Origin of the sequence: Segatella baroniae B14, assembly GCF_022024235.1 — a bacterium.
GTDB lineage: Bacteria > Bacteroidota > Bacteroidia > Bacteroidales > Bacteroidaceae > Prevotella > Prevotella bryantii.
On the sequence record NZ_CP091800.1, the window covers coordinates 904,327 to 919,583 of the forward strand.

Here is a 15,257-nt window from a genome sequence, read left to right on the forward strand (position 1 = left end):
GCAGGTCGAGAAACATAACGTGGTAAGATAGTAATAGAAATAGAGAAACATGAAAATTATCATAGCCATAGATTCGTTTAAGGGATGTCTCCGCTCTACCGAAGCAGGTATGGCTGCAGCAAAAGGTATAAAAGATGCCATAAAAGATGCTGATATACAAATACTTACAGTAAGCGATGGAGGCGAAGGGTATCGAGAAGCCTTCTGTGATGCTGTAGATGGAAATAGCATTGAAGTGCCTACACGAGATCCGTTGATGCGACCTATTACGGCTCAATATATGTTAAAAGACAAACTGGCGGTTATTGAGATGGCTGAAGCAAGCGGACTTACTCTGCTTTCGGAGAAAGAACGCAATCCGATGCGGACTACGTCTTACGGTACAGGTCTGCTTATTGCTGATGCTGTAAAACGGGGAGCCAAACATATTATTATCGGTTTGGGGGGTAGTGCTACCAGTGATGCCGGAATGGGGATGCTTAAAGCGCTCATAGATACCTTTGCACCTCATGGCAACTGGAATAGTATCGAGGAGCTTGATGATGTAAAGTTTACAATTGCTTCTGATGTAAAGAATCCACTTTGTGGTAAGTACGGGGCTGCGGCTGTATTCGGACCACAGAAGGGCGCTACGCCGGAAATGGTAAAGCTGTTGGACGAACGGGCACGAAAGTTTGCTGAAATTTCAGCTTCCCACTTTGGTTATGATAAGCAGAATGAGGAAGGTGCAGGCGCGGCAGGTGGTTTGGGCTATGCACTGATGCAATATTTGCATGCTGACTGTAAACCTGGTATCGAATTATTGCTAGAAACGCTTCGGTTTGACGAACTGACCCAAGATGCAGACTTGGTTATTACTGGGGAAGGAGCTGCTGATCGACAAACGCTAATGGGTAAACTGCCAATAGGTATATTACATCATGCGGGCCAGGCTAAGGTGTGGCTGATAGCCGGTAAGATAAGTGACCATCAGGAACTTCTGCAGGCTGGTTTCAACCAAGTTGCCTGTATTAATCCACCAGGAATCATTCTGGAAGAAGCGATGAAACCGGAAATAGCAACAAAGAATATCCGAAATATGGTCAGGGAAATGATTAAAACCAAGTTTCTAACCGATGAAGATATAGCATCTAAACCAAGAGAATAAAATGTTTCTGACCGATTAAAATCATGGATTCTGACGAAAATAAGTGGGGAGTGAAAATGTATAAAAAATAATTAACAGAAAAGCATAAAAAACGCTGGAATGCCATTCGATTTGAAAACAATAATATTAATATTATATGGCTTCCAGCGATAGTATGTCTCTTGACAATGCAAAAGTAATACAATTTTTGGTTTGCACCAAATAATTATTTAATTACTTTTCAATAATCTCAAATAATAAAATCCAGGACAAGGTGTAGACGATGAAGCCGTCAGTTTAACTGCAACTTTCTCTTTTACCTTACCTTTAGCATCTACCAACAAGTTAGCAGGTATCGGATACTCTACATTAAAGAATATTCCTTCAGCTCCTTCCACATGAGAAGGTATCTTGATATCAGCTATTTTTACTCCATCTACCGTAAGCGTAGCCATACGTCCACGGTCGCTTGTGGCAAAACGACAAAGTAGCGACAAGCCATCCTTCTGTTTATCCTTATTATATAAGGCATATTGGATATAGCCATTAGGTTGTGCATCACGATAGGTTTCGCCATGCCAGTTACCACGATTACTGTCATCACTATACTTATACTCATGTCCGGCTTCACTCTGCTGCTCACCTGTTGCCACAAAGTCGATCGTACGTGCGTCGAGTGCCTGACGGGCAGCTTCATGCATGGCAATATCACTCTTGGCATAGTTACCTAAGGTCTGCTGATACCAGTAACACATATAGCGTGAATGGTGGATGCTATAGAATGGTTTCAAAGTAAGCGATTTCCACGCATAGTTACCAATCAGAGAGTCTGTGCGAGAAACATCAACGGTGAAAGTAAGTTTACTAAGGTCAAGCGTTTTCACACGACGGAGAACCTCACTACGTTCACCAATGAGCATCGGTGCACTGATCAGACTTTTACTGCTACCGACAGCACCAGGTGAGTGATCCATTCGGCCATCACCAGCATACTCATTCTGCAATTTTTCTACCTGTAAACCTGTAGCACGTGCTTCGGCCTCATTCTGTGATGTGGTCTGAGCGCCCAACAGTATCGGTCCATACTCGAAAGCGATATAATCCTCATAATTCGGACACGCTTCCTGGCGCAAGGTCATCGGAATATCGACAGTGATAACATCCCCTTTTTTCCATTTACGCTCGAGTGTCGCATAAGCAGAAGTTCCTGCTGATGGAATATTCAACTGCTGCGTCTGGCCATTTACCTGGATACGATAATCTGATGTCGTCCACCATGGTCGACGAATGGCGATGGCATAACGTCCAGACTTTTCTATCGTAATCGTGGTCTTAGGCTCGTAAGGATAATTCGTTTGCTGAGTCAGTTTAAACTTCTTACCATCAAGTTTGCTTGCCGTAAAAAGATTTACATACAAAGTACGGTCACCATCATGAGTATATACGAAATGGCCATATTTACTATGGTTCTCCATACCAGTACCCACACAGCACCACATACCCTGGTTAGGCACACTATAGATACGATACCCCTGTGGGCGTAGTGTGGTAAAATACACATAGCCACCCGTCTGAGGATCCTGAGTAGACAAGATATGATTCCACATGGCATACTCATAAAAATCAGCATAACCAGCATCATGAGTACGGTCGCTTAACATCTCAGAGAGTTTAAGCATATTATTGGTGTTACAACTCTCTGGACCTTCGAGGTTATCGATATAGCGATTACTGTTAGTCTTAGATAGGAAATGCTCAGATATACTATTACCACCGATACATACCGTACGATGATGAGCTACATCTTGCCAGAAGTTTGAAGCAGCAGTAGCATACTGTAATGCTGCAGGATCTTCCTCTACGATACGTTCGAACCCGATATACTTAGGAACCTGTGTGTTAGCATGACGATTATCGAGGAAAGTAGCATTGAGCGACTGCAAACCCTCTAACATTTCGCGCTGGCTATACTTCTTAGCCGCTTCGAGATAACGAGTATCCTTAAATATAGCATAGCAATCGGCCATACTCTCATTGATACCACCATGCTCGATGGTTAACATCTTCTGCATATCAGCATCGCTTACCTTAGCGATAAGTTGAGTACACCAGTCTGCCATCTTCTTCAGCATCAACTTAGCATCTTGATTATGCGCATAAAGATACGCATCACGCAGACCAGCCATCACCTTATGTTCACAATAAAAAGGCACCCATCCACGATGTTGCCAGATACCAGAGATATCGCCTTGATAGAGTTTCTCCCAATCTTCATTGATAGGCTGTCCACCGATAAAGCCATAAAGCCCGGTGGTATTCTGATCGAAAGAGTTCTGGCAATCTTTCAAAACATCAATCATGTAAAGAAGACGAGACTGTAGGCGCTCCTTGGTGGCAGCATCTTGACAAGCTGCATAAGCCATAGCCAGCGCTGAAAGATAATGCCCGCCAATATGACCAGAAAGGTCAAAGCCGTCACCACCCCAGTTTTTAAAGTTAGGATGCTTCTTCTGCCAATCAGCATAACGACCTTCGTGCAAACCCGCCTGACGAATAAATGGGGTAAGCAGTCGATCCACATCGTAAGCTAGTAACGTGTTAAAATTGATTTCCATGGCCGATTTCATCGGACCATCAAGAAGTTGAACATCCTGAAGATCAAAGTGATTCGGATAAATTTGACTCTGAGCCTGCACTGACAGCGACGCTGACATCCATAAAGCAGACATGAATACGATTGGTTTTAAAGGTTTCATTTTTTAGGTTAAATGAGTATCAAAAATATGGTTTATTGCTATATGAGTGCAAATATAACACTTATTTGTTAATTAGGCAATAATGTAATCATAAAAAACACAAAAAAAAGCGGTGGACTTCACAGCCTCCCGCTCCAAATCTTCAATAGGTATTAGCTTTTATTTAAGGTAAAAAGATTGTATTTAGGATAACACTGCAAAGATAGCAACTTTTATTAAACAACCAAAATTTTAAACCTGTTTTTTTAAAGAAAACATAAATTTTCTGCATTTTTCGACAAATAAATTAAAAAATTGTCATATTATTCTCATCAAGAACAGTTTATTATGCAAATAAGCATAAAAAAAGGCTTGACCTAAAATAAGAAATTTCAGATCAAGCCTATTTATTGATATAACTCAAGCTATTGTGAATCAATAGCGAGCATTTTTTTTAGTCTTCAAGACAAGAATCGAGTCCCTTAGTAATAGCCTCACGATCCAAATGTTGGCCTATGAAAACCAACTTCTGCATACGGTCGCCATACTTGTCATCCCACTGTGCCTTCACCTTAGGATTATTTTCGAGCAGTTGTTTCAGTTCATCAGCTGGCATAGTAGCATACCACTGACCTGCATTGGTAAGATTCATCTGCTTACCAGCCTGTTCGAATACATAACAAGTTTCCTGTTCATCACGGAAGTAAACCAAACCCTTGCAACGAATAATATTCTTTGTCCACTTAGTAGAAACAAACTCATCGAAAGAACCCAAGTCGAAAGGACGACGGTTTTCATAAACAAAAGTTTCGATACCATACTCCAAAGCCTCACCACTTTCCTCGTTCTCAAGGTCGACATCCTCCTCTACAGCTTCAAGCCATGCAGCAGAAGTGGCAACTTTATTGAAATCGAAATTATGCGTATTAATCAGTTTGTCGAAAGGAACATCGCAGTAATTACACTCAATAATTTCGGCTTTAGGCTGGATGGCACGAATAATACCCTTCAGTTTACCCTTCTGCTCATCGGTCATATTTTCTGCTTTATTGAGAAGTATCGTGTTACAGAATTCTATCTGCTGGATAACGAGACTTTCCAAATCATCTTCGCCGATATCCGCTTTCTGGAGTGCACTACCATTATCAAACTCCTCTATCATGCGAAGACCATCGACTACAGTTACGATACTGTCAAGACGAGGTACACCCTTCTTAATCATCTGTGGAGCTAAAGTAGGAATAGAACAGATGGTCTGAGCAATAGGAGCAGGTTCGCAGATACCGCTGGCTTCGATCACGATGTAATCAAACTTATCCTCATTGACAAGGTCTGTAATCTGCTGTACAAGATCCATCTTCAGTGTACAACAAATACAACCATTAGAAAGGGCTACCAAATTGTCGTCGCTCTCACTCTGACCGACAACACCACCTTGCTGAATAAGTGTTTCATCTATATTTACCTCACCGATATCATTTACGATAACTGCAAACTTAATACCTTGCTGATTAGCCAAGATGCGATTTACCAATGTCGTTTTACCGCTACCTAGATAACCTGTAAGTAACAATACAGGTACTTCTTTTGTATTCATCATTCTCAATTCTAGTTATAATTTTTGCGAAGATACAACTTTTTATCGTAATTCGAAATGATTTCGTACAACTGCAAATTTAAAATATGCTAAAAAACAGCATCAACAACAAGCTGATAATACACAAAATCTCAACAATAACTCTTCTAATCCCGAAATGGGGCTCTTCAGAATGAGGTGAAAAATTCTTTTTTAAACTCATTAAATCTCTTCTTATTAGTAAAAAATAAAAAATCAATCTCATCTAGTACGATTCCAGAACAGGCTATACAAACGAAAGTGATATATAAATACTATACTGCATTCTATGCCATGCTAACACCTTATACTATTTCATGTAAATCTGATTCTCGCACTCAGAAGAAAGATTATTAATTAAACGCATTAGAGCCACTTCTATGGAGGCTTTCTTTATTCGTGTGCAAAAGTACTATTTTTTTATGAAACAACAAGAATATTTATATTTATTTTGAAAGAAAAAATAACAAGAGATATAGGTAGTTTCACTTACTCTTTTTTCTCTATTGAAGAGTAAGTGATATGAGTCCGATAACTACATCATTACTAAGTGTTTTTATCGTAATACTTTTCAGTTTTTTGTCGCTCTTGAGCGGCATGGACAAAATCTCTGCAGCACCATCCGGAATATAGGGATTAGCCCCATTAAACTGAGGAGATTGATGCAGTTGCAAGGCATCAGTAAGATGACGAGATACTCTACCACTGCCCAAATGAACACGATAAGGTCTTGGGGTTTCTACTTTGAAAGCATAATCATCGATGAAGTAGTCTTGCTCTATCGGGCACCAATTATCTGGATTACGCAAAGGTAATATATCCGTTGTACCATCTTTATAGGTTACCACGATTTCGCCATTGTCGATACGACTCTGCATATTATTGGTGCTTCCGGCCAAGAGCAGCCATGCACAACTGGCTTTGCCTGTTAATGGTATCTCTACACTATCCGGATAATTATCCCAAAGTGATGTGTAAATGATATTCTTACCTTCTTTCGCACTCATGAAATCGACGGTCTGATCATCGAGTTTCGCCTGAAAGACCCCCAAACCGATGGTCTTGCTGTCCTTCAATGCTGCTGCATCAGATACAAGACTAGACCGGAAGCCTTCGTCTTCGATCGCTGCCGTTCGATGAGGAATACACCACTGTCCGATACCCTGTACTGGTATTTCAAGGGTAGTATAAGGCGAACGAGGACTGAGATACTTGTTCTTGAAGATATCGTCTATATTACTATTATATAAGGTGGAAAGATCAATCATGCGAAAAGGACGATGCGATACTGCCGGAGGAACGGTACCATAATTGATACTTGATGCAATTACGGCAGACGTAGCTGGCGACTGTATATGGGCAAAACGATGTTTTTCTTCATCGGAAATTTCGATGATCTGAACCGAATCTCTATTTCCTTCGACACAATACCTTACTCCATGAACTTTACCCTGAATTTGCATTTTCAGAGGTTGCTTAAAATGCTGATGAATCTCAAAGACCTCCTTATCACCCTCACGACGAAACTTATACGACAGATAAGGAGACTTAAACGAGAGACTATCCCACTCTTCAGGCCACCCCGGTTGAATCGTGCATGTACCCTCTAAGGCATTCGGTTGAACGCCAAACAGTCCATTAACAACAGCACGCGCCGTAATACCTATATTATCGCCGAAATCACGATAAGCCTCACTGACAGCCTCATCATAATAACTAATCTGACCGAAATTGCCCGGACTCTGTCCGAGATACATTTCATCGAGCAAATCACTCTTTAGCAGTTCGAAGCCCTCTTGACGTCGACCAGCCTGAAAATAAGCTAAAGCCATATTAGCCACCTCTTCATGAGCTACATTATTCGTACTCCAGTCATAAGGCATCCAGTTGGTAGTACTCAATGTATGAGGGGTCCAATCGATAAAGATCTTACCACGATATTTTTCCGGAATGATATACGCTATAGGAATATGAGGAATCTGTGTATCGACATATTTCGTATTTTCATAATCTTTATAATCGACACCACAGTCTATCGGAGTATAGATACTCCACAAGGCTGCACTTTTATGCAATCGCTTTTTACCCATGAAATCTTGAAATTCCACCCAGTGGTTTTCCGCCGCATCATAGAGTCGCTCACACATCGCACGATGAATAGCTTCGGCCTCACGCTGATACGGCACTGCATCCTCGCCAAGTATCTGTGCTATACGGGCAGCCAAAGCATTACCTCGATAATTATAAGCTGAGCTATGGGTAACAGCTCCACTATTATAATATAGGGCATCGCTAGCCCATATACAACAATAGGCATCGTACAGATGATCGCCATCTGGGTCAAAGTTCAGTTTCTCCCACGCCAAATGGCGCTGCAACACAGGCCACATCTTGCGCATATAAACCGTATCTGCATCATATTCGAAATGGGTCAAGAGTTCATCGATATAATTCAGGTTCATATCGTAGTGATGCATCTTATGATTATTGTTGGGCACCCGACAAATATAACCATTGCTATACATCGGTGTTCCCCATCGCTCTACGGCACGAGCCAGATGACTCGCTGTATCCTGAGTAGGATGCTTCTCGACAGCAGGAACATCGGTAACCTGACTATTGGCATAGGCATCGAAATGACTGACAGCCCGATCATTCCATCCCAGTACATCAGCGACATATCCTCCTCGCCAACCGGCAAGTGGTGTACGCCAACCAATACAACCATGTTGCCAGGTCTCGCCATCCCATAATCCATCGGCTGCCGCAACCAGGTTAGGGGCTAAGGTATTGATAAAAGCATCTGGCGTCTGAAAAGAGATGATAGAGGTAAGTTGATCTAAAGCCTTTTCCTCACGAGCCATCTGCGCCTTGGCCTTGTCTGTAAGCGCGACTTCAATTTTGCATCCTTCATGATGATAAAAGAAATAAGCCGTCTGCTCGGAATTACGCTGAGTACGATAAAGTAAACGCCTATTTCTACGACGTGATGTAGAAGATTTAGAAAAAACGGTGCAACTTACTGAATCTAATGCCACATCGGAAGCTTCAAAACTAGCTCGTGGTTCTTTACCCAAATCACCATTTCGCTCCATCTTCGTCTTGCGTACAGGAGAAGTAATGAGGGTTATCTGCAAGGGCTCCTCAAAATTTTTAGCCGTAAATTGCCACACTGCACCGTCCTCAAACTGTGACGCTAAAGCGACAATCTGTAGGGTAGCCTGACTACCCCAACTTGCATCTTGAAGCAAATAGGTACGGCGACCACCACGATAACGAGCCTCACAATAATCAGTAACATCTAGTTTTTTGGTGGTATTCCCTACTCTGACGATAAACTGAAAATGATAATTTTTCTGCTTATCCCAACAAGCAAACACAGGACGGTCGGAAGTTTCGAGTCTGAAAGGAGTATGAGTACCATAAAGCGCTCTTGTATAGCGATTTTCACCATTAACACAAACGATATCTTCACCTTCAGGATAATAGTGTAATTCACGTGAAGGTTTTTGTGCAACACCTGGTAAGATGCACCCCATCAAGAAAAGAATAGTCAAAATTATTTTAAAGCCTTTCATAGTTTGCAGATCAGTTCATCAAAATTGAGGAATTCTTCTTATTCTAGCTTTCGCTATCAACATTCTATCTATATCTGTCATTGAAGTCACAAGCCAACCTTCTATAAATGACGTCCCAAATATAAATCTTTTTTCATAAAGTAACAAACATTTTAAAAAATATTAAACTAAATCCATGCGAGAGGCATAAACCATAAAACGATAGCCTTTTCCTACGCTCAACAGTACTGTAAATTTTCTAAAAAATTTTGTATATTTGCAGCTACAATTTGATAATAACACATATAACTGTTTCATTATCAGACTTAAAATTTATATACAACATAAATATTAACAAAAAAACAAATACGCTTCTGACTGATGACAGACGATTACAAATTCCAAATAACAGATGACGATCCAATATCACTGTATAATTACGCCAAACAGTGTCAGGATGCTGGTGATACTGATGACGCCCTTATCTTCTATAACAAAAGCATCACTGCAGATTCCACATGCCCTCATGGTTGGTATGGCATGTCCTATATATACTTTCAACAAGGCGCATATGACATCGCCTTCAAAAAGAGTTGTCAAGGAGTAAAAGAAGCAGACTATAGTAAATATCATGATCCAATACATTTCGAATTAGGTCAAATCATGTTGGATTCTGCAAGTAAACTTGCCGAAAAAATCAATATTGTAAGTTATAACAATTCGGTATTTAAAGAACTGGAGCAAAAAGGAAATTGCAAAATATATTGTAAAGATTTTAAACAAGATGAAATATCCTCCTTTCTGGGATTTGGTCCAGATTATAATCAAGACTTCCACAACATTGTTTATAATTCAGCATTGCCTGATTCAGAATATCGTATACTCCACGAACTTATTCACTTGAAGTTCAAGATAGAGAATCATAAAAAAGGCATCAAGCTGCCATACACCTTTAGCAATAAAGCCTACCAACTTTTCTATTACAAAAACATTGTCACATATCAAAATAAGTATAAAAAGTTTAGTCCAACAGATCTTAACAAGAGAATGTCAAATGACTTCACTCAACTTTATGCACTCCTTATAACGAACATTATAGATCTTTTTATTGAAAAAGAAATATACTATAAGATTCCAGAATTAAGACCTTTACAGGTACTATCTACCATTGCAGAAAATAAACGAATAGAAAAGAGAACGCTTGGATTCGAAAACCATATGCCTACAGAGATTTTCCATAAAATTATGATAATAAATCATTTAGAATTCTTAAATTTAAAAGAACTATATGGTATGAATCAGATAACAGACATTCCGATAACGTCGGAGCTGATTAAGAAAGCAGAAGAGCTTTATCAAATTTGCAAAGAAGCAATGTATAGTTCCAACTTCTGTACACAAATCGCCACAACGATGAATATCGTTGCCGATAAATTAGAATTAAAATATTTATTAGAATAATCGAATATGGACTCAACATTAAGTAGCTTACTGAAAAAAGGGTTTGTTTATATCAGCGATGATCAAATAGAATCAGCTATACAGACTTTTAAAGAAGCTTTGGTTATTGATCCTGGCAATGATCTAGCATGGGGAGCCTTATATGAAAGTTATAAGAGTATGAATAATATCCCAGAAGCTTTCCATGTATTAGAGCAGATATACGCTTTAAAGCCAACTAATTTTCAGGTACTGCTCAATTTAGCATTATTCTACAAAACAGTTCAAAAAGATCAGAAAAAGGAAGACTATTATTTGGGATTATTAGAAAAGAACCATCCCAATGATGCAAGAACTTACATGTACATTGGCCAGTGCAACATTACTAGAGACCATGACAAAGCCATGACATATCTACAACGTGCCATTGAAGTGGACGAAACTTTTATTCCAGCATATATTTCTCTAGCCGGACAATATGAAGAAGCAGGCGATTATCAGAAAGCATATGCGATTCTGGAACAAGGATATGAGAAAGGTGTGCCAGGCGTTGGTCGTAGCAGCAAATACGCCCTAAAAGACTTCATGGACGAACTCAAGAAGGAGATGAAAGAAGCTCTTCTGTGAACGGATAACGTGAAATGATGTGCATAGTACTACCTGATGGCGTTGGCACAAAAAAATCGGGGACGAAGCATACGAAAGTACTCCGTCCCCGAATGATATTGGGTATAAGAATGTTTACTTAATCACAACCTTTTTGCCGTTCTTTACATAGGCACCAGTCTTGGTTGGCTTGCCATTCAATGGGCGGCCGCTGAGGTCATACCAGTTGGCTTTCTCTGCGTCGTTTACCTTCACATCGTTGATGCCTGTAGCGGCTTCTCCGATGGTAACTACTATCTGCGTCACACGTATTTGATTTTTGGATGCAGTCAGTGTAAATGTTGCTGCATCGCCAGTCCACGTTCCTTTATTTCCCTCACTTTCGAAGGTGTATTGGCCTGTGGTGGGAGTAGTGAGGCAGCCGGGACCATACTTGTTCTCACCCGTAGCATAAGCTGTTAACTCAACACTCTTGATATTGCCAACGGTGGAGGTAACCGTGAAAGTTTCATTCTTAAATACACGAAATTGATCTTGGGTTACTGTACCACTACTGACTGCAATGGTAATACCTTGCTTTACCAACTGGTATTCAACACTTGTCTTTGCATCAAATTCACTAGGCACAAAAGTTACCTGCGTTTCTTGTGCCCATGCGCCCATCACTACTGCTGCAAGCAGCACGAACATTGAAAGAAATCTTTTCTTAATCATAATTGAAAGAATTTAATATGTTAGTAAATGAAATAATGCTTATAAACTGTCGATAAGAATGAGCTGGCACTCCCTCTCCACGTCCACGTCGTCGGTGGGTCTCACCGGATATATAATTTGGTGAAAAGTACAAAAAAAAAAATTAAAAAAGCTGCAATTTTAAGGAATTTAACACGATTTCGTACACAAATATTGTTCAATTTGTATAGAAAGCATTATAATGGGGATGGAATCACCCTTGAAAGACCATAAAAAAAACAACAAGACTAAGATAACATCAAAAAGCATAAGAAAAATAAAAAAAGTGCAAAGATTAATTACAGTTTATCACAAAAATATATAACTTTGCAAACAATTATAAACCAAATATTACCGAAATGAAAAAACTGATACTATCATTACTATGCATTTCGCTATTAAGTAGCTGCTCTATTAATTTTGGAAGAAGTGTAAATATCCTTTCGTTTTCTTCAAAAGCTTACGACAATGCTCCTAAGAAGGAGATAAAGGTTAAGAATTTTAATAGCATAACCAACGAAGGACCGTTGCAGATATACTATGCCTATGCAGACAAACCAGCCGTTGTCTTAGAAGGAGACACTGCCCTATTTAATAAAGTACAAACCAAGCAAGAGGGTTCTAACCTTACCATTAGCATGCAACCAGGTACTTATCACAATTTGTGGCTGAGAATAACCATTTATTCAAATGACATCAAAGAAATCAATCAGACCGGTAGTGGTGACATTATCTGCAAGACACTGAAGCTAAGGCATGATTTAGACCTCAATGAAGTTGGTAGCGGGGATATTCGCATTAACCAGTTAATATGTGACGAACTTGACGCCGAGGTATGTGGTAGCGGAAGTATCTATATCAACAATATAAAAGCTAACGAAGCTGATCTCAACATCATCGGAAGCGGATCTACTGAAATAAACGGTAGCATTACAAAAGTTGATGCAGATGTCACTGGATCGGGAAGCATATACGGAAACTTGAGCTATCAAAAAATAAAAGAAAATAAAACAGGTAGCGGAAACATCAATCTTTCTAAAAAATAAAATAGAAAACTCATTATAGTATCTTCCCACGATCAAGACTCGTTCGGGACTTTCACCCTATAACGTACGCATATTGGGCGAACCAAAAAAGGACTTCCTTCACAGGAAATCCTTTTTTATTCACTTTCGTTTTTTCCGTAAAATACATTCAATTAAGATCTAAAAAGTTGTGCGTAATAATATATATATCGTTAACTGTTATTTTTTAGAACACATGTTGATACAGATAACTTTAACTTTACGATGCAAATATATAAAAGAAAACAATAAATACCAAGAAGACTAAGACGCAAAAAGACCCACAATCTAAAAAAAGTGACGCAAATTAACGCACAATTTTTAAAATTGTCTTATCTTTGTGCAAAATTTTAATATATATATATACTTCAATTAAGCGATATGACCCAACAGGCATTAAAAAAAAGGATCACGTCATTTATAACATCTCGCACACAAAATGCATTGGAGCGAGTAAGACTAGTAGTGTATATCTGTGGTTGTATTACACAGGTCGTTTTCTGGATACTACATCTGACAGGCTTAACAGGCATGAAAGATTCCGTACTCTATACTTTCTCTGTTATTCTACTGATAGCAAACTTTACAAGTTTGTGGTTATATCTCAGTAAGAAAGTTGACTTGGTGATGAATATAGTCTGCTTAGCATATCTCACACAGTTAATACAGTCACTTCGTATGGTATATCTCAGCATTATCAATCCGCCTAATGTGCTTCCTCTACTGATTATAAATCAAATTGGTTCGTACACCATACTGCTCTATATATCCATCTGTTTTGTACCACGAGCACCTCTTTATATTACTGCTATGAGTTTGATAAGTTTAGCGTTTGCCGGTTTTTACGACGGCGGCCGACTTGGTCTGGACCTAGTCTTCTTTATGACCATCATGACGATATTAACATATATCATGTCAGGATTCAGTCAAAAAGCCGTGAACAGCCTGCAGCAAGAGAACACCGTATATCAAGACACCCTTAACGGTTTGCTCCATTCTTTCCATATGACCCGCCAGGAACTCATCGCCTATGCACGACTCAGTCGTAACAAAAAAGAAGATAAACATATTATCAATGCTTTTTTTAGCGAAATGGATAAAAGGGCCGAACACAACATTATTAAAGCCGTAAAGATAAGAATGGCAGAAATAGATTCCGAAAAAATTGATCTGGCGAAGCGCTATCCCGACTTCACTCCGACTGAAATAGAAGTTTGTAAATATATTATCGAGGGCAATACTCAGAAAGATATAGCCCGAATTACAGGTAAATCCGAATCAAACGTAAGTACCGTAAGAGGACGTATTCGCAAAAAACTCGGTTTGAAGCCTGATGATGACTTGCGAACCAAACTTATGGAATAAGAGATATCGCAGTGACTCTCCCCTTTTCACAAAGGGGGAGATCGCTGATGTAAGCCAACCTTCACATCTATGAATTTAGTTAAAACTATGTTAAACACGTTTCGTTTTCTTTCGAATTTCCTTTCGTTTTTCTATTTTTGCCGGAAAAATAAGAAATATAACACGTCAAAAACCTATAAAAATGGAAGCTCTTGAGCTAAAAAAGAAAGCTGCAGTTCTCAGAAAGAATCTGATAGAACTGATTTATAAGGGTGGTACAGGTCACACCGGTGGCGACCTATCAGTACTCAACGTACTTACCACATTGTATTATCACACGATGAATGTAGACGCCAAGAATCCGAAGATGGAAAATCGCGATCGTTTCATTCTGAGCAAGGGTCACTGTGCAGAAGCCCTCTATACCATACTTTGCGATAAAGGCTTCATCGAGCAGAGCGAACTCGATGCATATGGTACATTCCACGCACATCTTGGTGGTCACCCAGACAATTCCATTCCTGGTGTTGAAATCAATACCGGAGCATTAGGTCACGGTCTCTCTGTAGGTGTAGGTATGTCATTAGCAGGCAAACTAGACAAGAAAGACTACCACGTGTATGTCGTTATGGGTGATGGTGAACAGGCAGAAGGCAGTATCTACGAAGCTGCTATGGCTGCCAACAAGTATAAACTAGATAATCTTGTAGCTTTCATCGACCGTAATGGTTTGCAGATTTCCGGTTCTACAGAGGATGTTATGCCACTCGAATCTATCGAAGAACGCTGGACAGCCTTTGGTTGGGATGTTAAGACTATTCATGGAGATAACATCGAAGAAGTAAAGGCAGCTCTTGATGCCGTAGATTACAGCAATGGCAAGCCACATCTCTTTATTTCTCGCTCTACCAAAGGATTAGGCGTAAGTTTCATGGAGAATGTTGCCAAGTGGCATCATGGTGTTCCTACTAAGGAGCAGTATGAAGAAGCCATGAAAGAACTGGACGAACAAATCAATGCACTTTAAAACTCATCTAC

10 protein-coding genes are annotated in these 15,257 nt (G+C 39.6%); 6 read left to right on the plus strand and 4 right to left on the minus strand.

The annotated features are described in order from the left end of the window. The first annotated feature begins 49 nt into the window (after positions 1-49). Positions 50-1,147 (plus strand): glycerate kinase, encoded by a 1,098-nt coding sequence (locus L6469_RS13815; protein ID WP_006281898.1) that lies wholly within the window; start codon positions 50-52, stop codon positions 1,145-1,147. 209 nt (positions 1,148-1,356) lie between these two features. On the opposite strand, the gene L6469_RS13820 is transcribed toward L6469_RS13815, so the two are convergent. The 3 genes from L6469_RS13820 to L6469_RS13830 form a co-directional block, all read right to left on the minus strand. Then, positions 1,357-3,882, minus strand: a complete 2,526-nt coding sequence (locus L6469_RS13820; protein ID WP_143067195.1) for a beta-L-arabinofuranosidase domain-containing protein — start codon at positions 3,880-3,882, stop codon at positions 1,357-1,359. A gap of 433 nt (positions 3,883-4,315) precedes the next feature. Beyond that, on the minus strand, positions 4,316-5,458 hold the full coding sequence (locus L6469_RS13825; RefSeq protein WP_074803279.1) for a GTP-binding protein: 1,143 nt from the start codon (positions 5,456-5,458) through the stop codon (positions 4,316-4,318). Positions 5,459-5,979: 521 nt separating this feature from the next. Further along, entirely contained in the window at positions 5,980-9,054 is a 3,075-nt protein-coding gene (locus L6469_RS13830) for a DUF4450 domain-containing protein (RefSeq protein WP_006282180.1), read from the minus strand. A gap of 360 nt (positions 9,055-9,414) precedes the next feature. Here L6469_RS13830 and L6469_RS13835 point away from each other — a divergent pair, with 360 nt between their 5' ends. Together L6469_RS13835 and L6469_RS13840 are read left to right on the plus strand one after the other, a co-directional pair. Continuing rightward, the gene (locus L6469_RS13835; RefSeq protein WP_006282179.1) at positions 9,415-10,494 is read left to right on the plus strand and encodes a hypothetical protein; all 1,080 of its coding nucleotides are present in this window, start codon (positions 9,415-9,417) and stop codon (positions 10,492-10,494) included. Between the two features lie 6 nt (positions 10,495-10,500). Beyond that, on the plus strand, positions 10,501-11,100 hold the full coding sequence (locus L6469_RS13840) for a tetratricopeptide repeat protein (protein ID WP_006282178.1): 600 nt from the start codon (positions 10,501-10,503) through the stop codon (positions 11,098-11,100). Between the two features lie 114 nt (positions 11,101-11,214). Here L6469_RS13840 and L6469_RS13845 read toward each other — a convergent pair whose 3' ends face one another. Further along, on the minus strand, positions 11,215-11,793 hold the full coding sequence (locus L6469_RS13845) for a hypothetical protein (protein ID WP_050787921.1): 579 nt from the start codon (positions 11,791-11,793) through the stop codon (positions 11,215-11,217). Between the two features lie 377 nt (positions 11,794-12,170). On the opposite strand from L6469_RS13845, the gene L6469_RS13850 reads away from it, so the two are divergent. The 3 genes from L6469_RS13850 (at position 12,171) to L6469_RS13860 (ending at position 15,246) form a co-directional block, all read left to right on the plus strand. Further along, positions 12,171-12,857: a GIN domain-containing protein gene (locus L6469_RS13850; RefSeq protein ID WP_006282176.1), complete on the plus strand. Its 687-nt coding sequence runs from the start codon at positions 12,171-12,173 to the stop codon at positions 12,855-12,857. Positions 12,858-13,406: 549 nt separating this feature from the next. Then, positions 13,407-14,240: a helix-turn-helix transcriptional regulator gene (locus L6469_RS13855; protein WP_039870239.1), complete on the plus strand. Its 834-nt coding sequence runs from the start codon at positions 13,407-13,409 to the stop codon at positions 14,238-14,240. Between the two features lie 181 nt (positions 14,241-14,421). Further along, positions 14,422-15,246: a transketolase gene (locus tag L6469_RS13860; RefSeq protein WP_006282174.1), complete on the plus strand. Its 825-nt coding sequence runs from the start codon at positions 14,422-14,424 to the stop codon at positions 15,244-15,246. Positions 15,247-15,257: the final 11 nt, after the last annotated feature.